We start from the raw sequence: 20469 nt of genomic DNA on the forward strand, positions 1-20469 counted from the left end.
CGCCGGACCCTGGAGAGTGGCACCGTGGGCATGCGGCCCCCAACCGGCTTACCTTCGTTGTCCCGACGCAGCCGCGTGCTGCTCGTGGGGGCCATCATCCTGGCGGCGTTGCTGCTGCTGGGACCGCGGCTGACCGACACCTATACCAACTGGCTGTGGTTCGGTGAGGTCGGTTTCCGCGACGTGTATCTCACCGTGCTGCTGACCCGCGTACTGCTGTTCCTCGCGGTGGCGGTGTTCGTCGGTCTCGTGGTCTGGCTCGCGTTGCTGCTCGCCTATCGGACGCGACCGGTGTTCATCCCGGTCGCCGGGCCGAACGATCCGATCGCGCGCTACCGCACCACCGTGATGAGCAAGCTCAAGCTGTTCGGCGTCGGCATCCCGGTGCTGCTCGGTCTGCTTTCCGGCTTGGTGGCGCAGTCGAACTGGGTCACGGTGCAGTTGTTCCGCACCGGCGGCTCGTTCGGCGAGACCGATCCGCAGTTCGGCCTGGACGTAGGTTTCTACGCCTTCGATCTGCCTTTCTACCGGATGGTGCTGAACTGGCTGTTCGTCGCGGTGGTCATCGCGTTCTTCGCGAACCTGGTGACGCACTACATCTTCGGCGGCCTGCGGCTGAGCGGGCGTGAGGGCACGCTCACCAAGCCAGCGCGCATCCAGCTCGCGGTGCTCGCCGGAATCTTCGTGCTGCTCAAGGCGATCGCGTACTGGTTCGACCGCTACGAGCTGCTCTCCAGCGCGCGCAAGGAACCCACCTTCACCGGCGGTTCGTTCACCGACATCAACGCGGTGCTGCCCGCCAAGCTGATCCTGCTGTCCATCGCGGTGATCTGCGCGCTCGCCTTCTTCGCCGGCATCGTGCTGCGCGACCTGCGGGTGCCCGCCATGGCCGCCGCGCTGCTCGTGCTCTCCTCGATCCTGGTCGGCGCGGTGTGGCCGCTGGTTGTCGAGCAGTTCTCGGTGCGCCCGAACGCCGCGGACAAGGAGTCGGAGTACATCGAGCGCAACATCGCCGCGACCAGGCAGGCGTTCGGCATCACCGACGACAAGGTCGAGTACCAGAACTACCGGGGCGACGGCACCAAGAACCCGCGCGACGTTCCCGCCGACCGCACCACCATCTCCAACATCCGGCTGCTCGACCCGAACATCCTTTCGCCCACCTTTACTCAGCTGCACCAGCTGAAGAACTTCTACGGCTTCCCCAACCCGCTCGACATCGACCGCTACACCATCGACGGCGAGATGCAGGACTACGTCGTCGCGGCGCGCGAGCTGGAGCCGCAGAGCCTCAAGGACAACCAGACGGACTGGATCAACCGGCACACCGTCTACACCCACGGCAACGGCTTCGTCGCCGCCCCGGCCAACCGCATCAACAAGGCCGCGGCCAAGGACGCGACCGTCGCTGGTAGCAGCGACAGCGGCTACCCGGTCTTCGACGACGGCACAATGAGTTTCATCAGTGACATCTCCACTCCGCGGGACCGTCAGGCCATCAAGGTCGACCAACCGCGGATCTACTACGGGGAGCTGATCTCCCAGTCCGACGCCGACTACGCCATCGTCGGCGCCGCCGGGCAGCCCGCGCGGGAATACGACCTGGACAACGTGCAGTACACCTACACGGGTTCCGGCGGCGTGTCGATCGGCTCCTGGTTCAACCGGCTGGCTTTCGCGGCGAAGTACGCGGAGCGCAACATCCTGTTCTCCGGCGCCATCGGCGACGACTCGAAGATCATCTTCAACCGCGATCCGAAGGAGCGGGTCGAGAAGGTCGCGCCCTGGCTGACCGCCGACGGGAACGCCTACCCCGCAGTGGTGGACAAGCGCATCGTCTGGATCGTGGACGCCTACACCACCCTGGACAACTACCCGTACGCGCAGAGCACCTCGCTGGAGGGCGCGGTCGAGGACAGCATCGACAAGAAGACCGGACGGCTGTTGCCCCGCAAGGAGGTCAGCTACATCCGTAACTCGGTGAAGGCGACGGTCGACGCCTACGACGGCACCGTCACCCTGTACGAGGTGGACACCGCCGATCCGGTGCTGAAGGCTTGGCGCGGGGTGTTCCCGAACGCGGTGAAGCCGGAGAGCGACATCTCGCCAGAGCTGCGCTCGCACTTCCGCTACCCGGAGGATCTGTTCAAGGTGCAGCGCGAGATGCTCACCAGGTACCACGTGAACGATCCGCGGCAGTTCTTCACCAACAACGCGTTCTGGTCGGTGCCCAGCGATCCGACGATCGAGGGCGGCACTTTCAAGCAGCCGCCGCACTACGTGCTCGTCGGTGATCCGGAGACGGGGCGGCCGGAGTTCAACCTGACCAGCGCCATGGTGGGCTTCAACAGGCAGTTCCTGTCGGCCTACATCTCAGTGCATTCGGATCCGGAGAGTTACGGCAAGTTCACGATCTTGCAGTTGCCGACGGATTCGCAGACGCAGGGTCCGCAGCAAACGCAGAACACGATGACCATCAACGACGAGGTCTCGCGCGACAAGACGCTGTTGCAGGGCGCGAACAAGATCAAGTACGGCAATCTGCTCACCCTGCCGATCGCCGACGGCGGCATTCTCTATGTCGAGCCGCTGTACACCGAGCGCAACAGCGGACCGAACACCTCGACCTTCCCGCAGCTGGCCCGCGTGCTCGTGAGCTACCGCGACCCGGCGACCGGCTCGGTGATGGTCGGTTACGAGCCGACTCTCGCTGCGGCTCTCGACAAGATCTTCCCCGGCAGCGGAAGCGCCGCGACGGCCCCGGGCGCCGAGACGCCGAACCAGCAGGGCACGGCTCCGCCGCCGCCGAACCAGGGCGTCACGGCGCCGCCGCCCGCCCAGGGAACGACCCCGCCGCCGCCGAACGCGAAGGACGCCGCGGTCGTGGAACTGGACGCGGCCCTGCGCAATGTGCGCGACGCTCAGCGCAGCGGTGATCTGGCCAGTCTCGGTGCGGCGTTCACCAGGCTGGAGCAGGCGATCAAGGCGTACGAAAACAGCGGTCGCTGACGCCTTCAGCACAAAAGCGGCGCTGCCATCCCCAGTGATGGCAGCGCCGCTTTCGTGTGCTGTGGCGGTGACGGGGTTTCGGCGTCAGTTGCCCAGCGAGTCGATCAGCGCGCTGTGCTGCGACAGCAGCTGCTGGTACTGGCCCTCCAGGCCGTACTGCTTGGCCAGCTCGGCGCCGGTGCTCTTGACCTGGTCGACGATGTCCTGGCTCTGCTCGACCGCGGGGGCGGGAAGCTCGGGCGCGGGGACGGGAAGCGCGGGGGCGACGGGCTCGGCTTCCGGCTCCGGAGCGGACTGGCCCGCCTGCAGGTACTTGCCGCACGACGGCCAGGCGCCGACACCCTGGGTGGCCAGCACGTTCTCGGCGACCCGGATCTGCTCTTCCTTGCTGGCGTTGTGGGCGTAGCCGGTGCCGCCGTTGGCGGTCCAGGTGCTCTGCGAGAACTGCAGGCCGCCGTAGTAGCCGTTACCGGTGTTGATCCCCCAGTTGCCACCGCTCTCGCACTGGGCGACGCCGTCCCAGTTGTGGGTCGCGGCGGAGGCCGAGGCGGTGGAGAGTGCGAACGGGACGGCAACAAAGGCGCCGGTGATGGCGGCGAGGCCGAGGGCGCGGGTGCTGAACTTCCGGTTCTCAGACATGGTGGTTTCCCTCCCTGCGCCCACCGACTCGACGAATGTCATCGCGTCCCTGTCCCCAGGAGGTCGGGGATCCTCGAACCGCGGGACAGGGTCGCCGGTGTTCGGCGGTTCGAGTTCGAGCCCATCACGGTTTGCTCCGGGCCGTGGACCGACCGTAACCAAGAAATCTCGGCAGATCACATCTTGATAACTATGAGAATTGCATGAAGCGAATGACGCGAAAATCGATGTATGCCCAGGTAAGAAATGCCTCGAGGACGGGTTCTGGTCGGTACGTTATAGCACCGTTATGTGCGCGAGATCACCCTGAAATAGTGACGGCTGTCACGTTTGAAGCGCGGAACTGGTCGGTCGGCTTACGAAAAATGGCCGCCGACGGCCGCCGATGCACGGGGGCACGCGCAATGTCCGCTCGGTCGGCTCTGCTTGTCCGCGGCAAGTCCACGCCCGCGAGTGAGTTGCCGCTCGGAGTGGTGATCTGCTCATTTGGTCGTCGAGTGAGCGCTTTCCGATTCCTCGGTAACCCGCTGACCTGGCTGAACGGCCTCCTCGGTAAGCGATTTGCCTTCCCCGCGTAGACGTGTGTAATCTGGTGTTCACCGACGCGGGGTGGAGCAGCTCGGTAGCTCGCTGGGCTCATAACCCAGAGGTCGCAGGTTCAAATCCTGTCCCCGCTACGAAGAAAAGCGGCCCCGGAACCACATGGTTCCGGGGCCGCTTTTCGTTGCATTGGTCTGCGTTCAGCATCGGGTGCGGTCGGCGGGCGGCCGCGGCGCGGTGCGCCCGCCCGCCGACGTGGTCATGCGATCAGGGCTGGCCGCTGATGGCCGCGTTCATCGCGTCCATGAACGGCTGGCCGCCCATGATGTAGCCGCCGGCGATCGCGCCGACGACGGCGCCGATGGGTCCGGTGATGATGCTGAAGAAGCCGAGGCCGAGGACGGCGCCGATCAGGCCGCCAAGCACGCCGCCCGCCACGAGGCCGACCACGTTCTTGTTGATCTCCGTGGCGAGGCGGGCCTGCGAGTCGACCGGCTGCATCTCGCCGATCGCCTTCGCGTCCACCGTCGGCGTGAGCGTCAGCTTCCTGCCGTCTTCGCTGATCTCGTTCGCCACCGGCAGGCGCTGTCCGGAGAGCTCGTAGGTCAGCGGCACGTCGGTGACGACCTCGCCGCGATCGGACTTCAGCACCACCTTGGCGCCGCCGTCGACGATCTCGAACCGGCCGTTGTCGACCGTCGTGGTGACGACGCGCGAGGCGTCGGCCGACACCGTGCGGTAGCCGACGCCCTGGTCGACGCCGGACGCCGAAACCTCCTGCTGATCAGCGGGTTTCGCGTGCACGGCGCCCGCGGTGAGGCCGACCGCCGCGGCGGTCAAGAGTGTCGTTGTGGCAAGCATGCCGAACTTCATGCTGAATTCCTTTTGACGAGATCTCCGGCTCCCGTGGCCGGATGGCGGGTGACTGTATAGCGCGCGGGCCATACGGCGTCCGAAAATCTTTGGACTTCAGCCGAATTCGGCAGGAAATTGGGCATATCGTTGCCCATTCGTGACCTAGTCAGATGACCGAAATGCCCGGATTCGACAACCCGTCCGGAGTCGTGTAAGCATTTCGTGAGTTTCAGAGTGCAAGTTTCAGACTTCAGATCTCGTCAGGCGCGGGGTTCGAAGCGTGACAGCTGTGGAGGGCGAGACGTGTCGCGCCAACGTGTTCGTGCCGGTTTCGCCTTGGCCTCGTTCTTGCTGGTCTGCGCGGTGTGCACCGGCTTGACGATCATGGTCGCGTTCGCCATGGACGACGCGGAGCCCGCCCGTAGCGCGAGCCCGCAGCTGGTCGACAACATCCGTGCGACAACGGTTTCGGCGGCGCCGTCGACATCGAGCGCGCCCGAGCCTGCCGCCGGGGAGCCCATCGCCGAGGGCGAGCTCAGCCCGGCCAGCAAGGCGCCGACCGCGATTCTGATGAATGTCGGTGACTGCGTGGTGCTCGGCGGCGGCGCCGACGAAATCGAGAAGGCCTCCTGCGGCGGCGGCAATTCCAGCTACAAGGTCTTCGACAAGGTGCCCGCCGACGGCAAATGCCCGGCCGACGCCGACCAGTCCTACGGTCAGCGCGTGCGCGGGGTCGAGCAGGGATCGTTGTGCATGGATATCGACTGGGTCGTCGGCGGCTGCATGGAACTCGGCGCCGGCAATCCGAAACACATCGATTGCGCCGCCGGCGGTACGGCCAAGGGCGTGCGGGTGCTGGAAGTCAAGCAGGGCATCACCGATGTGAACCAATGCGCCTCCGGCAATTACGGATTCGTCTACAACCAACGCCGCTTCGTGGTCTGTGTCGCCGAACTCTGAGGTGGGGCGCCGACTTTTCGGTGATGCCATCGGTACCCGTACGGTCGCGGAAACCAGATCGAATCCGTGCGGGTCTCGCGGGTGCCGGGCGGCGCGTCTTGTCGGGACGAAGGCCGCGACCACGTAATAATCCAGGACGTGAACGCCAATGAGGCACTCCTGGCCGCGTTGCGGCACGAGCGATTCGTCCCGGACCAGATCGATGCGTTCGCGGGCGCCGAATTGTCGGCGAAATACGGCGGTGTGCCAGTGTCACCGGGCGGGAAACTCTCGGTGGCGCAGACGGCGAACGCGCCCGAGCTGGAATGGCCACTGGCGGACGACGAATCCGCTTCGTACACGGTTCTGATGTTCGATGTGGACGCGCCGTCGAGGTCGGCGTCGCACGGGCTGTGCTGGCTGCACTGGGCGGTGGGCGACGTTCCCGGACTCGATATCGCCCGTGGTTCCGAGATCGTGCCGTACGCCGGTCCGACGCCGCCCGCGGGCTCCGGGCCGCACCGATATGTGCTCGTGGTCTACCGGCAGGCGGAGGAAATGGGCGTCCGCCAACTCGGCCGTCCGAAATTCGATCCACTTCGCTTCGCGCATTCGCAGGTGCTCGAGCCCGTCGCCGCGAATTTCTTTGTGGCTGAGAACGAATAACCGGCGCCCCACGAACACTGGCGTTGCTCGGCATCGGGCGGCGTGTTCTCGCGGTTTCGCGCCTTGGCCGCCGAATTGATCGTGGCGTCCTGAGCAGGGCCGCGCGTGCCGGTGCCTTCGTCGGCTGCTTGGGCAGTGAGGTTCGAGCGGCTTGCGGGCGCTCCCGAGCGACAGCAGTTGGCACAATCGCGACTCGCGTCTCGTCGATCACCTCACCGTGCCGCGCGGTCGGCCCGTGGTGGGAAGACGCCGAACCCAGCGCTCGTGCCGAAGACCTGGGTCACCGCGCCGGCTCGGGAGCGGTGCTGAATCGACACCCGAAGCGCACGGATCGCGATGAGCTTGGACGGAGCCACGCGCACGGCGATTCCCACACCGAGCGGTTCGACAACGAAGGTCACAATGCCTCGGCCCACCGCGCTCGAGGTCACCCTCGGTCGGTTCACCAGGGCATGTAGGTCGGGTGAATGAAGGTCACGTCCAGTCGGTCTGGCGGGATGAAGGGGACCTTCAGTCGGCTACCGCACCGACCATTCTGGACACCAGGCGCTGACCCGTCGGTCGCTGCCCGCCCAACTCGGTCGCCAACCGGCCGACTGCGGGCAGCTGACCTGCTCGAAAATCGGGTCTACCTGATGTCGCCTGCACACCCCGGGGCATGCCGCGGACCCCGGGGTGGGCGCGCTCCACACCTTTGGTGCCTATTTGCCGAGAAATTGCGGGCGGACGATAGCTATCGAGGCCGGTACACGGAAAGACCAGACCTCACCTTCCTTCGATACACGAATCACCCTCGCCAGGAGTTCACCGGATGCATCCCACCTTTGTCGCACACGTGCGAGGTCAGGCCGCCGCCTACGGCGACACCAGGTCCTACACCTATCTGCGCGAGGTCGGCCGGGAGCTGGTCGAGGAGGTCGTCACCTACCGGGAGTTGGACCGGGATGCCAGAGCGCTGGCCGAGTGGCTGGCGAGGCGCGACGAGGCCGACCGGCCGGTGCTGCTGCTCTATCCGCCCGGCCTCGAGTTCCTGCGCGCCTTTCTCGGCTGCCTCTACGCCGGGGTGATCGCGGTACCCGCCCCCGCGCCGCACGACGCGCGCAGCAGCCGGCGCGTCCTCGGCATGGTCGAGGACGCGGGCGCCGGGCTGGTCCTCACCACGGCCGAATTCCGCGAGCCGCTGGCCGCGTGGCTGCGCGCAGGCGACGAATCGGGCGTCGCGGTCGCGGCCACCGATGAGCCGCTCGGCGACCCGGACGCGTGGGTCATGCCCGCGCTCACCGCAGAAGCCACCGCGTTCTTGCAGTACACCTCGGGTTCCACCAGCGAGCCCAAGGGCGTGGTGGTCTCGCACGGCAATCTCATGCACAACGAAGCGGCCATCAGCGCGGCGACCGCGGCCGACGACACCAGCACCGTCGCGAGCTGGCTGCCGCACTTCCACGACATGGGACTGATCGGAATGCTGCTGCAGCCGCTGTACGCGGGAAGCGACCTCGTCTTCATGTCGCCGATGACGTTCCTGAAGCGTCCCGTCCGCCTGCTGGAGGCGGTCGACCGTTACCGCGCACAGGTCACGGTGGCGCCGAACTTCGCCTACGAGCTCCTCGCGCGGCGGGTGACCGACGCGCAGCTCGCGGGACTCGACCTTTCGTCGCTCCGGGCGGTGTTGAACGGCGCCGAACCGGTCCGCGCCCGCACACTCGACGCGGTGGTCGAACGGCTCGGTCCCGCCGGGTTCGCCCCCGACGTGTTCCTGCCCGTCTACGGGATGGCGGAGGCCACGCTGCTGGCCAGCGCGGCGCGGATCGGCCGAGCGCCGGTGCGCCTCGAGGTGGATTCCGCGGCCCTCGAACGCGACCGGATCGTCCTCGCCGAGAACGGAACGCGCTTGGTGAGCTGTGGCGCGGCGGCGACCGATCTCGACATCCGGATCGTCGACCCGGTAACCCTGCGGACGCTGCCGGAAGGGCATGTCGGCGAGATCTGGATCGGCGGACCCAGTGTGGCGCGAGGGTATTGGAATCGGCCGACGGAAACGCGCGAGAAGTTCGCCGCCTACACCGAAGGCGTCGGGCCGTATCTGCGGACCGGTGATCTCGGCGCCCGCCACGAGGGTGAGCTGTTCATCACCGGGCGGCTCAAGGACCTGATCATCATGAACGGCCGCAACCTGTATCCGCACGACATCGAGGAGGCGGTGCGCGACGCCCATCCGGCCGTCGCCGACGCGCCCGGCGTCGTGCTCTCGATCGACGCGGGAGACCAGGAGCGGCTGCTGGTCGTCCAAGGCGTGCGCACCGCCGCGCTGGGTGAGCTGCCCTCCGCCGAACTGTCCGCCCGGATCAGGGCGTTGGTGTCCCGCGGTTTCGACTTGCCCGCGCCGAACGTGGTGCTTGTCGAACACCGCGCGGTGCACCGCACGACCAGCGGCAAGGTGCAACGTAATTCGATGCGGTCGGCGTTCCTGGACAACACGGTCGACGGCGTGTTGCACGAGGAGATCGAACCGTCCGTCCAGCGTCTGCGCGCCCGCGCTCTCGCCACCCTCTGACCGAACCACCGAGGAGATCACCGCAGATGAGAACTCTTGTGCTCGCCCAGCAGGGCGCCCTCGTCGTCGACTGGCTCACCGCGCGGGTGGCCGACCACCTCGACCGCTCCGCCCGCGATATCGACCCGACCCTCCCCCTGGCCGAACTGGGCCTCGATTCGGTCTCCGCGGTGAACATCTGCGGCGAGATCGAGGACGAGTGGGATCTCGACCTGGATCCGACGATCGTGTTCGAGTACCCGACGATCCTCGACCTGAGCGTGTACATCACCGACCAGGTCGCCGACAGACTCGGGCTCGCCGCATGAGCGAGCGAATCGTGCGCGTGCGCCGTGCGTATGCCGGAGCCGAGTCCCGGCGAGGCGCAGGCATGAGCGGACGTAGTGAGCGAATCGTGTTGCGAGCGCGCACCGCGCAGGCCGGAGCTGAGCATCAGCGAGGTGCGGGTATGAGCGAGCGGATCGTGCGGCCGGTGCCGAGCCGCAGCGAGGTGCGGGCATGAGCCGACGCACCGAGCGGATCATGTGCGGGCACGCCGCGCGGACGACGGAGCCGAGCGACGCGATCGCGATCGTCGGCATCGACTGCCGCTTCCCGCAGGCGCCGGATGCGCGGGCGCTGTGGGCGCTGCTCATGGCGGGCGCGGATGCCATCGCGGAGGTCCCCGTCCAGCGTTGGCGCGCAGGCGATTTCCACGATCCCGCCGGTGGGGCCGGCCGGGTCAACAATCGCACCGGCGGCTTCCTCGCCGACGCCGACGCGTTCGACAACGAGTTCTTCGGTATCGCGCCGCGCGAGGCCGCGGCGATGGATCCGCAGCAGCGGCTGCTGCTGCAGTCCGCGTGGCGGGCGTTCGAGGACGCCGCGCTCGACCCGCGGCGACAGGCGGGTTCGAACACCGGTGTGTTCGTCGGTGTCATGGCCAACGAATGGGCGACCGTGCACATGCGCGACTACGCCGGCATCACCCCGCAAATGGGTTCGGGCAATGGCTATTTCATGACGGCGAACCGGCTGTCCTATCAGCTCGATCTGAAGGGACCGAGCATGGCGGTCGATACCGCGTGCTCGTCGTCGCTGGTCGCGGTCCACCAGGCCTGCGTCGCGCTGCGCGCCGGTGAGTGCGATCAGGCGCTCGCCGCGGGCGTCAACATCGCGGTGACCCCGGCGCTCAACGTCTTCTACACGCAGGCGGGCCTGTCCGCACCGGACGGTCGTTGCAAGCCGTTCAGCGGGAAGGCCGACGGTATCGGCCGCGGCGAGGGCGTCGCGGTGCTCGTGCTGCGCAGGCTCGCCGACGCGCAGGCGGAGGGGCTGCCGATCTACGCGGTGATCAAGGGCAGCGCGGTGAACAACGACGGCCGCAGCAACGGGATCACCGCACCGAACCGGTGGGCGCAACAGCAGGTCGTCGCCGAGGCGTACCGGCGCGCGGGGGTCGACGCTGCGCAGGTCGCGTTCCTGGAGGCGCACGGCACCGGAACGGTGCTCGGCGACATGATCGAGGTCAAGGCGTTGGGCGCGGTCCACGCGGCGCGACGCGAACGGCCTTGTGCGATGGGCTCGATCAAGGGCAACCTAGGCCATACCGAGGGCGCCGCCGGTATCGCGGGGTTGATCAAGGCGGCGTTGAGCCTGCACCACCGGGTCGTGCCGCCCACCAGGTACGCGGCGGACGAGAACGCGCGGCTGCGCATGGCCGAGCACGCCCTGCGGCTGCTCGCCGAGCCGATGACGTTGCCGGACGGCCGGATTCACGGTGCTGTCTCCAGCTTCGGCATGGGCGGCACCAACGCCCACATGGTGCTCGCGAGCGCTCCTGCGACGCCGCCGGCAACAGAAGCGGATGGCGGTGGCGTGATTACGCTGTCGTCGAACGATCGGGAGGGATTGCGGCGCAATGCCCTTCGGTTCGTGGAAGTAGTGGAGCGGGATGGTGCCGCGCTGAGCAGGCTGTGCTGGTCGAGCAACGAGGTGAAGTCCTCGGGGCGCCACCGGCTGTCGCTCGTGGTGCGGGATCGTGACCGCGCGGTGGAGGCGTTGCGTGCCTGCGCCGAAGACGCCGAGATCGGGACGCATTCCGGTGTCGCCCAACGCACTTCGATCGGCTGGTTGTTCACCGGCCAAGGCGCGCAGTACCCCGGCATGTCCCGTGCTCTGCGCGAGGCGTCCCCGGCGTACCGGCGGGCACTCGCCGAGGTGGACGAGCGGATGACCGCCCACCTGCACCGTTCGGTGGCCGAATTGCTGCTCGGCGACGACGAGATCGTGCACCACACCGAGTTCGCGCAGCCTGCGATCTTCGCGGTGGAGTACGCCATGGCTCGGGCGCTCACCGAGCTCGGCGTCGAGCCCGCGTGGCTGCTCGGCCACAGCATCGGCGAGTTCGCCGCGGCCGCCGTCGCCGGGGTGTTCTCCCTCGACGACGCGTGTCGGCTCGTTACCGTCCGAGGTCGACTCATGCAGCGGCTGCCGGGCGGTGGCGCGATGCTCGCGGTCCGGTCACCGGCCGACGCGGTGGCCGAGCTGATCGCGGGCGACCCCGATGTGGCGCTCGCCGCCGTCAACGGTCCGCGCGAGATCGTGCTGTCGGGTGCCGCCGCGTCGATCGCCCGCATCGGCGCGGTGCTGACGGATCGCGGCGTCACGGTTCGCCCGCTGACCGTCTCGCATGCCTTCCACTCGCCGCTGATGAATCCGATGCGGGACGAGTTCGCGCGGGTGGCCCGCGACTGCGCGTACAACCCGCCGAGCATCCCGATCTACTCGACGTCGCACGGCCGCCTGCTCGCCGCCGACGAGCCGATGGATGCCGACTATTGGATCGAACACATCAGTGCCACGGTGCTTTTCGCCGACGCCGCGGCCGCCGCGCTGACCACCGAGCCGACGCATCTCATCGAGCTCGGGCCCAAGCGCACGCTCGCGCCGATGCTCGGCCGGGCCCATCTGGAACTCGCGGCGCCGATCCTTGTGCCCTGCCCGGGCCCGCGGGCCACCGGCGACGAACTGGCCGACACCATCGCCGCGCTCTACCGCGACGGACTCGACCCGCACTGGGAGGCGCTGTACGAACCCGCCGCCCGGATTCGGCAGCGCATCGGCGGATACGAGTTCGACACGAGCCGCCGCTACTGGACGCAGATCGACGTGACGCCGACCAGCGGCGCCGCTCCGGAAGCGACAAACGCCGCTCCCGAAACAACCACGCCCGCACAGCAACACACCGAGGAAACCACCATGGACCAACTCATCGCCCTCTTCCGCGAGCAGGCCGCCGTGCTGGCGGCGGCCGCCAAGGCGGAGGTGGCAGCGCAGCCGACCCAGCCCCGACTTCCCGGTCGGTCGGGACGGGTCGGCGCGGGTCTCGACGCGGCGGCCGTGGTGCGCCTCGAGGCCGCGCGGGTCAGCGGGTTTCCGGTCGAGAAGCTGAAAGACGGCGAAACGATCTGCGGTGAAATGGGTTTCGACTCGATCATGACCGCCGACCTGTTCAGCGGTCTCGCGCGCAAGGTCCCCGGTCTCGTCATCGAGCCGAGTTGGTTCACGGAGTCGACGACTCTCGGTGACGTCGTCGGGCTCGTCGCGCCACATGTGGGCGAAGCCGAAAGTGGCCAGGCGACAGCCCTTCTCGACAACGTCCCGGCGACAGAGGTTCCCGACGCACCGGCGCGGTCCGACGTGGAACCGCAGTACCGCATCGCGGACTTCCCCGAAGTACAGGCGATCGCCGACCGCATCGAGATGGCCGAGAAATTCGGCGTGTCCAACCCCTACTTCGTGATCAACGACGGGGTCACCCGGGACACCTCGGTCGTCGAAGGCCGAGAGGTGCTGAACTTCTCCAGCTACAACTACCTCGGCTTGTCCGGGCATCCGGCCGTGACCGCCGCGGTGCAGGACGCGGTGGCGCGGTACGGCAGTTCCGTCTCGGCAAGCCGCGTGCTCTCCGGTGAGAAGACGATCCACGCCGAGCTGGAACAGGAACTCGCCGCGCTGCTCGGCACCGAGGACGCGATCGCCCTGACCAGCGGCCACGCCACCAACGTCACGGTCATCGGGCACATCGTCGGTCCCGACGACCTGATCGTCCACGACAGCCTGGCCCACGACAGCATCCTGCAGGGCTGCAAGCTCTCCGGCGCCACCCGGCGGCCGTTCCCGCACAACGACCACGCCGCGCTGGACCGCATACTCACCGAAATCCGTGGCCGCTACCGGCGGGTGCTGATCGTCATCGAGGGCGTCTACAGCCAGGACGGCGACATCCCCGATCTGCCCGCGATCATCGAGGTCAAGAAGAAGCACAAGGCGCTGCTGATGATCGACGAGGCGCACAGCGTCGGCGTGCTCGGCGCGACCGGCGGCGGTATCGGCGAGTACTTCGGCGTCGACCGCGCCGAGGTGGAGCTGTGGTCCGGGACGATGTCGAAGGCGCTCGCGGGCTGCGGCGGTTACGTCGCGGGCAGCCGGGAACTGATCCGCTTCCTGAAGTACACCGCACCGGGATTCGTCTACAGCGTCGGCATCACCCCGGCCAATGCCGCGGCCTCGCTCGCCGCACTTCGCCAAATGCGTTCGGAACCGGAAGTTTTCGACCGCCTGCGCGGTTTGTCGCGGATGTTCCTCGAACTCGCCAAGGAGGCGGGCATCGACACCGGCGACAGCCACGACACCCCGATCGTTCCGTGCATCATCGGCGACTCGATGCGCACTCTTGCGCTGTCGAATGCCCTGCTGCGCAGGGGAATCAACGTCAACCCGATTCTGCACCCGGCCGTGCCGGAAGACAAAGCGCGGCTGCGGTTCTTCCTCACCACGTGCCATACCGAAGAGCAGATCCGCTACGCGGTGAAGGTGCTCGCCGAGGAACTCGCGATCTTGCATGCGTGATCGGAAGGCCCCGCGGCCCCGCGGTTCGCCGAGTCGCCGGAAATCGGTGCGGCCAGATCAGGCCACCGTTCGGCGCGGCAGTGCGGGCGCCGTCGGTCCGCCGGTCGCGCTGATCGGCCGGGATGCCAGCATCCGGCCGAACAGCTTCGCGAAACGCAAGTGGCCCAACGCCTCTCGGCGGCCGAAGGCGACCGACCACACCGTGTCGGTGCCGGTCGGGCCGGTGTCGCGCCGGTCGAAGCGGTCGGCGAGCCAGTTCATGGTGAACGGGGTGCCGATGTAGAGGAGGGGCAGGTGCAGGCTCAGCCGGTCGCGCAGGTACCGGATGGCGCCACCGGCCGCGACGTAGCGCTCGACGTGCGCGTCGACGTCGGCGACGGCGATGAGTTCGTCGTTGACGCCCTGCACCACCAGCATCGGCATGGCGGGGGCCTGAGCGCCGGGGCGGATGTCGTCGAGGACGTAGCGCATCTCCGGCCGGGCGAGCAGCTCCTCGAACGTGGTGCGGCTGTACTTGTCGATGTTCTTGCCCGCGAACCGGGGAATCAGCTCGAAGGTTGTGCGCGACTCGGCCTGGGCGAGCAGGCCGAGGAACTCGGGGTTCACCTCGTCGAGCAGCAGCCGGTCCAGCGCGGGGTAGGCCCGGCGCAGCGCCGCGACGCAGACGGTGGCGAAACCGGAAAGGAAGGTGCCGTTGAGCCGGGTGAACGCCGACCCAGGGTCGCCGACCGGGGAACCGGCCACCGCGCCGACGATGGTCAGCTCCGGCGCGTACTCGGCGGCGAGTTCCGCCGCCCACGCGGTGGCCAGGCCGCCGCCGGAATATCCCCACAGACCGACCGGCGTGCTCGGGTTCAGGCCGAGCGGCGCGAAGTTCAGCGCCGCGCGGATGCCGTCGAGGGAGCGGAATCCCGGCTCGCGTGCCACGCCGAACTGTCCCGACATGCCGCCGTGATCGGGCACCGACACCGCCCACCCCCGCGCCAGCGCTCCCGCGATGACCGGTAGCTCGAGCTGCGGGATCGCGCCGAGCGCCCGCGCGCCCCTGCGCAGGGCGTAGGACGGGAAACAGCGGGACGAGACGCCATCGATCGCGCATTGGAACGACACCAGCGAGCGCGGCGCGGTGGGATCGGCGCCCCACGGCAGCAGCACCGTGGTCACCGCGACCTCGGGGATGCCGTTCAGATCGCACGTCCGGTAGAGCAGCTGCCACGCCGTAATGCGCTGCGGGACAACGCCGAACAGCGCGAGCTCGACGCGGCGGGTGCGCAGGATCGCGCCGGGGGAGTACCGGTCCAGGTGCGGTGGCGCCACGTAGAACGGATCCTGCTCGGGAATCAGCGGTCGCAGCGGATCCGGATACAGCTCGGTGACCGGTGCGGCGTCCTCTGCGATGCCCACGCTCATTCGTGTTCGTCCTTTCACGCGCGCGGCGCACGGCTCGGGCGCCGCGGTGCGGCGGATTCGGTCCGGAATTCCGGCGCGGCAGTCCCATAAACGTATCGGCCGGAGCTCGGCAGGTTAATTGGCGCGGAAGACGATTTCCGCGGCCGAAATTCTTTCGGGAAGCGCGCGCCGTCTGGGGCGTCCCGGCCGCGAGCGCGCTATAGATTCGCGTCGAGAAAGACCGTCACGCCGGTGATGCGGGGGCCGCTCGCCTCGAACTCCACGAATGCCACGCCGTGCGACTCGTCGAGCCGCACGCTCGCGCTGACGGTGCGGCCAGCGGCGATCAGCTTGTCCCACCGCATGGCGCGGGCGCGATTGGTGAACTCCTCGACCGAAATCGCGTTCCCCGCAGGGAATTCCACCACAGCGTGCTCGCCGAGCAGGGCCCGCACGCGGCCGATGTCGGTCCCGGCCGCCGCCTCGAACAGTTGGCGCGCGGCGCGTTTGCCCGATCTGCCCACGCTTCGCAAGGCGCGCATCATGCCCATCGCGCCGTCGACGCCGAGGTTGGCGACCAGTTGCGGGCCGAGTTTCGCGCCCGCCAGGAGTCCGGGCACCCCGGTGCGCAGCAGTCGCGTGATCATCGCAGGGAGTTCCCAGTGCGCCGCCAAGCGGGCGATCCGCCAGCCGTCGCCGGTGTCGACCAGGTCGTAGCGCAGGTGCATCGGCACGGTGACGGTGGCGCCGGTGGACATGGTCGTCTCGATGTGCAGGTCGCGGACCACCGTCTGCCCGGCGACCAGGTCGCGGTCCACCCGGAACGCGATGGAGTTCGGCCCGATGAAGGTGTCGTAGAACCGCGCGATCGCCGCGCGGCCGACGTGCGCGCGCGAGCCGACCGGGTCGTGCACCGCGGCGTCGTCCGCGAACAGGCCGACCCAGGCGGTCTTGTCGTGCGCGGCGACCGCGCGCGGTGACGCCTGAACGGCCGCCAGCAGGTGTTCGGCGGTCGGGTCCAGCGGCATGAGGGTCCTCCATCGTCTCGCCACGGCTCGGATCCATGGTAGAACATGTTCTAATTTCGGCGCCGCCGAACCGCGGCGCCCCGTTCGACGAAGGATCTCGATGGACTGGTACACCGGGAACGCCACCTACGACACCGTGCTCGCGATCGCCTTCGCCTTCGCCGCTTTCGTGCTGGTCGGCGGCCTGTTCGCGCAGAGTCCGTACGGGCGGTTCGCCTCGACGAAGGTCGGCTTCAACCTCAACCCGAAGCTGGGCTGGTGGTTGATGGAGCTGCCCGCCACCGTGGTGTTCGCGGTGTTCTACCTGAGCGGGCCGGATCGTTTCGAGCCGACGCCGCTGGTGCTTGCGTGCATCTGGCTGCTGCACTACGGCAACCGCGGCTGGTTCTTTCCGCTCTCGATTCGGCAGGTCACTGGCAAGCGCAGCAGCTTCAACATCTCCGTGCTGGCCGCGGGCGTCTTCGTGACCTCGCTGCACGGCTACCTCAACGGCGCGTTCTTCAGCCACGACTACAAGAACCAGTACGGCACCGACTGGCTCATCGACCCGCGCTTCTTGATCGGCCTCGTCGTGTACCTGTGCGGGTTCGGGCTGCTGGTGCGCTCCGAGGCGATCGTGCGCAACCTGCGCGACAAGAACGATCCCGGCGCGACCGAATACCGCATCCCCTACGGCGGCGGCTTCCGTTTCGTGAGCAGCCCGGCCTACCTCGGGGAGCTGATCGCATGGGCCGGGTTCGCACTGCTGACCTGGTCGCTGGCAGGCGTGGTGATCTTCCTGATCACGGCGGGGAACCTGGTGCCGCGCGCGTTCGCGACGCACAAGTGGTACCGGGAGAAGTTCGCCGACTACCCGTCGGAGCGAAAAGCGTTGATTCCCTTCGTGATCTGAGCTCGGCCGTGGTGTCGTCGGATGCTGGGCGGCTGCCGTGGCCATCGCCGCGCTGTCCGTCGTCGCGGGAACCGCCACGGCGCAACCCGCCGACGCGATCGGCTTCACGGCCCGCGCGACCGACACCGCCTCGATCATCGAGATCGACGCCGGGGCCTTGGTTGTCGAGGACGACGCACTGAAGATCAAAGCTGCCGACGGCACCGTCGTCGCGGGCACGCCGCTGAAGCTGCGCATCGACGACTTCGAATTCCCCATCGCCGCAGCGGTTTCCGGCCGCACCGCCACGCTCACCCCGCAGTTGTCGATGGACGAGGCCGTCTACCGGCCGATCGCCCGGCGCGGTCGGCTGCCTGCTCGGCGGCATCGTCGGCGCCACCGTCGCCTCGGCCACCATCATCGGCCTCTTCGGACCCTTCATCCCCGCCGCCGCCGTCGGCTGCCTCGGCGGCATCCTCGCCGTCGGCGCGCTCGGCACCCTCGCCGGGCAGATCCTCGTGACAGCACCGGTCGCCATCGGCGCGGCCATCCAGTACTTCACCACCATCAACGCACCGTTCACCCCGCCCGCCAAGTAGGGGATGTCTCGCACCGAGGCGTGAGGCGGCCGACGTGTGGGACGATGCAGGCTTCGGCCGATTCGGCCCCGGGATGCTTCGGCGGTGGGACAATCATGATGTTGCTCAGGGAAAGTGGACCGATGTTCAGTGCGGATGCCGAACTTCGCTCGGCGCTGTCGTACCGAAGGTTCGACCCCGAGCGTTAGGCGTGTTTCCGCCTTCGCTCCGGCCATGCGCGGGCTGGACTACGCCCGGGTTGTCCGCTAGGGGGTCGCTGCCGTTCGGGTCGGCCGCACCGGGCGGGGATGGAGGGCCGATCAGCGGGAAATGCGCTGGCCGACGACGACTTCTGTGCCGCAGCTTCCGCTCGGTGCCTCCGGTATCCGCGTCTCGAGTTTCGACCCAGTGGAGGAGGGCACCATGACAACCGCTCAGATTCCCGCGTCCGTCGAAGAGGTCATCAAGCGGATGCGCGCCATCAAGACCGAACTCGACCCGCGAGACGGAGTAGCGAGTTTCAACAACATGTATCTTCGCGTCACCGAATTGGTGGGACAGCAGATCACCGAGGGATTCTTCAAGGATCCCGATTTCGTCGAACGTCTCGACGTGATCTTCGCGCAGCTGTATTTCGACGCGGTCGACGCCGACAAGCGCGGCAAGCCGCCGAACGCGGTGTGGGAACCGGTCTTCGATTCCCGCGCCAACCGCACCGTGTGGCCCCTGCAATTCGCATTGGCGGGCATGAATGCCCATATCAACCACGATCTGGCGGTCGCGGTCGTCAAGACGTGCAAAGAGCGCTCCACCACGCCCGACACCAAACCGGTGTATGCCGATTACCTGAAGGTCAACGATCTGCTGGCCAAGGTCGAGGCGGAGATCCGGGCGGAATACGAGCCCTGGCTGCTGAAGCTGGCCACCAGGGACGCCGAAGCACTGAAACACATCCTGTGCAGCTTCGGCATCGCCCGCGCCCGCGACGCCGCCTGGGCCACCACCCAAATGCTCTGGATCCAGCGCAACAACAGCCTGCTTCTCAAAATGACCATGCGAAGCCTCGAGGAATCTGTCTCCACCTCAGGCCGAATGCTCGTCACCCCGGTCGTCCCACCACCCAAGTGAGTATCGGACGCCTTGGCCGAAAGTCGTTCAACGGCGGGCCAAGTCGTCCGCTCCTGGGCAGCAGGATAATTCGCAACAACCAAGGCAGATCCCCCGGACCAGCAGGGATTAGGCGGTGCTTTGACCGCGGCCATGGACACTTTGGCTCGCGCGCGTTCGTCCTCTCGCGGTCCTCGTTCGCGCCGCGTTTCGCCGTGGCCAGGTCGGCAGCGGTGAGCGCGGCCGCGAAGCGCAGGGGCGGCGACCGGCCGGAGGGACGTTCGTACGTGGACGCGAAAGACGCGGACATTGTGGGGTTGCGCACGGTTCGCGGTGGGGTGTGTGCGGAGTCACGGTAGGTGTTGTTGCAGGTCAATGGGTTTGCTCGGAGGTTTCACGTTCGCGTTACAGGACCGCACGGGGAAGGAAATCTTGGACCAAGATCGTCGAACGCATGAGGCCGATCGCAGTTCGACCCCGTGTGCACGCGCTGGCGTGCGATGTGTGCGGCCGGTTGCCGCATCCGCGACGAACCCGTTTGGCGTTGGCCAAGCTGGCAGCCGTCTTTCCGGTGGAATTGGTGTTGCACGCGCTGGTGATTCATTGGCATCCGCCGTATTTGGTGGCGGTGCTGTTGCTGACGATCACCACCACGATTCTGGTGATCTGGGTGGTGGAGCCGGGGGCGATGCGGTTTCTCGGGTCCTGGATGCACGGGCCCGAGTTGCGGGATCGCGATCGTGTCGATCGGGCGCCCGCGCTGTGGCGAATTCGGGTGCACGTCGATGATCTGCCCGGTCAGTTGGAGGCGCTGGCCGCGCACCTCGCCGATCGCGGGGCCAACATCCTGACTGTGCACGTGCATCACTTGGAATCAGGTGTGCTGGACGAATTGGTGGTCGCGACACCCGTGGAAATCACCACGCAGGACCTCACCGCGGCTGTCGTCAAGGCGGGCGGCGCGAAGGTACGGGTGTGGCCCGCGTCCGCGCTGACGCTCATCGATGGGCAGACCAAGGCGCTCGCGGTCGCCGCGCGCGTGGTGGCCGATTCGGACGAATTGCCGCTTGCCATAGCGGAATTGCTCGGTGCGCGGTACCTGCCCGGTGGTCTCACGGACGAGCCCGCCGAAGGCACGGCGCTCGAGCTGCCGGACGACGAGCGGACGCTGATCTTCCTGCGGACCGATGAACCGTTCACACCGGCCGAGATCGCCCGCGCCCACCGGCTGTACGACTTGGCACGCCTCGTCAGCCGCCACTCCTGACGGCTGCTCAGGGTCACCAGAGGAACTCGCGCGCGACGACCTCGGGGATCCCAGCGCTCGACACCTGCGGGCGCAATGCCCCAACCTCGCAGTCGCCCAGCGCTAACCCGCCGGACCTTGCTTCCACACACGTA

Annotated in this window: 14 protein-coding genes, 1 tRNA gene and 1 pseudogene; 12 read left to right on the forward strand and 4 right to left on the reverse strand. The window is 67.7% G+C overall.

Annotated features, from left to right (window positions below; genetic code table 11):
• Window positions 1–24: 24 nt before the first annotated feature.
• The gene (locus NAM01S_RS25245) at window positions 25–3009 is read left to right on the forward strand and encodes a UPF0182 family protein (protein WP_067789599.1); all 2985 of its coding nucleotides are present in this window, start codon (window positions 25–27) and stop codon (window positions 3007–3009) included.
• A gap of 84 nt (window positions 3010–3093) precedes the next feature.
• On the opposite strand, the gene NAM01S_RS25250 is transcribed toward NAM01S_RS25245, so the two are convergent.
• Window positions 3094–3648: a transglycosylase family protein gene (locus NAM01S_RS25250; RefSeq protein WP_067789601.1), complete on the reverse strand. Its 555-nt coding sequence runs from the start codon at window positions 3646–3648 to the stop codon at window positions 3094–3096.
• Window positions 3649–4251: 603 nt separating this feature from the next.
• On the opposite strand from NAM01S_RS25250, the gene NAM01S_RS25255 reads away from it, so the two are divergent.
• Window positions 4252–4325, forward strand: a tRNA-Met gene (locus NAM01S_RS25255).
• 130 nt (window positions 4326–4455) lie between these two features.
• Here the strand turns inward: NAM01S_RS25255 and NAM01S_RS25260 are convergent.
• The gene (locus tag NAM01S_RS25260) at window positions 4456–5061 is read right to left on the reverse strand and encodes a DUF8020 domain-containing protein (RefSeq protein WP_067789504.1); all 606 of its coding nucleotides are present in this window, start codon (window positions 5059–5061) and stop codon (window positions 4456–4458) included.
• A gap of 285 nt (window positions 5062–5346) precedes the next feature.
• Between NAM01S_RS25260 and lppU the strand changes: the two genes are divergently transcribed.
• The 6 genes from lppU to NAM01S_RS25290 all read left to right on the forward strand — a co-directional run bounded on the left by lppU (window position 5347) and on the right by NAM01S_RS25290 (window position 14095).
• Window positions 5347–6003: an LppU family putative lipoprotein gene (lppU, locus tag NAM01S_RS25265; RefSeq protein ID WP_067789507.1), complete on the forward strand. Its 657-nt coding sequence runs from the start codon at window positions 5347–5349 to the stop codon at window positions 6001–6003.
• Window positions 6004–6141: 138 nt separating this feature from the next.
• Window positions 6142–6648 carry a YbhB/YbcL family Raf kinase inhibitor-like protein gene (locus NAM01S_RS25270; protein ID WP_067789508.1) on the forward strand — a complete coding sequence of 169 codons (507 nt, stop codon included), beginning with the start codon at window positions 6142–6144 and terminating at the stop codon, window positions 6646–6648.
• A gap of 811 nt (window positions 6649–7459) precedes the next feature.
• A complete protein-coding gene (locus NAM01S_RS25280) occupies window positions 7460–9202 on the forward strand; it encodes a fatty acyl-AMP ligase (protein WP_067789512.1) in 1743 nt (580 codons plus the stop codon).
• A 26-nt stretch (window positions 9203–9228) separates the two neighbouring features.
• Window positions 9229–9510 (forward strand): acyl carrier protein, encoded by a 282-nt coding sequence (locus NAM01S_RS25285; protein WP_067789513.1) that lies wholly within the window; start codon window positions 9229–9231, stop codon window positions 9508–9510.
• Window positions 9511–9572: 62 nt separating this feature from the next.
• Window positions 9573–9704 (forward strand): hypothetical protein, encoded by a 132-nt coding sequence (locus NAM01S_RS36760; protein WP_255284334.1) that lies wholly within the window; start codon window positions 9573–9575, stop codon window positions 9702–9704.
• Complete coding sequence (locus NAM01S_RS25290; RefSeq protein WP_372511730.1) at window positions 9701–14095, forward strand: type I polyketide synthase; 4395 nt, start codon at window positions 9701–9703, stop codon at window positions 14093–14095. Before NAM01S_RS36760 ends, NAM01S_RS25290 begins: the two co-directional genes overlap by 4 nt.
• 57 nt (window positions 14096–14152) lie before the next feature.
• Here the strand turns inward: NAM01S_RS25290 and NAM01S_RS25295 are convergent, their stop codons facing one another.
• Together NAM01S_RS25295 and NAM01S_RS25300 are read right to left on the reverse strand one after the other, a co-directional pair.
• A complete protein-coding gene (locus tag NAM01S_RS25295; RefSeq protein ID WP_084483285.1) occupies window positions 14153–15505 on the reverse strand; it encodes a lipase family protein in 1353 nt (450 codons plus the stop codon).
• Window positions 15506–15702: 197 nt separating this feature from the next.
• Window positions 15703–16512: a nuclear transport factor 2 family protein gene (locus NAM01S_RS25300; RefSeq protein WP_067789516.1), complete on the reverse strand. Its 810-nt coding sequence runs from the start codon at window positions 16510–16512 to the stop codon at window positions 15703–15705.
• 100 nt (window positions 16513–16612) lie between these two features.
• On the opposite strand from NAM01S_RS25300, the gene NAM01S_RS25305 reads away from it, so the two are divergent.
• The 4 genes and pseudogenes from NAM01S_RS25305 to NAM01S_RS25320 all read left to right on the forward strand — a co-directional run bounded on the left by NAM01S_RS25305 (window position 16613) and on the right by NAM01S_RS25320 (window position 20335).
• Complete coding sequence (locus NAM01S_RS25305) at window positions 16613–17404, forward strand: phosphatidylethanolamine N-methyltransferase family domain-containing protein (RefSeq protein ID WP_067789519.1); 792 nt, start codon at window positions 16613–16615, stop codon at window positions 17402–17404.
• A gap of 37 nt (window positions 17405–17441) precedes the next feature.
• Window positions 17442–17982 (forward strand): annotated as a pseudogene (locus tag NAM01S_RS36765) (DUF8020 domain-containing protein).
• Window positions 17983–18384: 402 nt separating this feature from the next.
• Window positions 18385–19089 (forward strand): DUF5995 family protein, encoded by a 705-nt coding sequence (locus tag NAM01S_RS25315; protein WP_067789609.1) that lies wholly within the window; start codon window positions 18385–18387, stop codon window positions 19087–19089.
• Window positions 19090–19522: 433 nt separating this feature from the next.
• Window positions 19523–20335 carry an ACT domain-containing protein gene (locus NAM01S_RS25320; protein WP_067789522.1) on the forward strand — a complete coding sequence of 271 codons (813 nt, stop codon included), beginning with the start codon at window positions 19523–19525 and terminating at the stop codon, window positions 20333–20335.
• Window positions 20336–20469 lie beyond the last annotated feature (134 nt).

Origin of the sequence: Nocardia amikacinitolerans NBRC 108937, assembly GCF_001612615.1 — a bacterium.
GTDB lineage: Bacteria > Actinomycetota > Actinomycetes > Mycobacteriales > Mycobacteriaceae > Nocardia > Nocardia amikacinitolerans.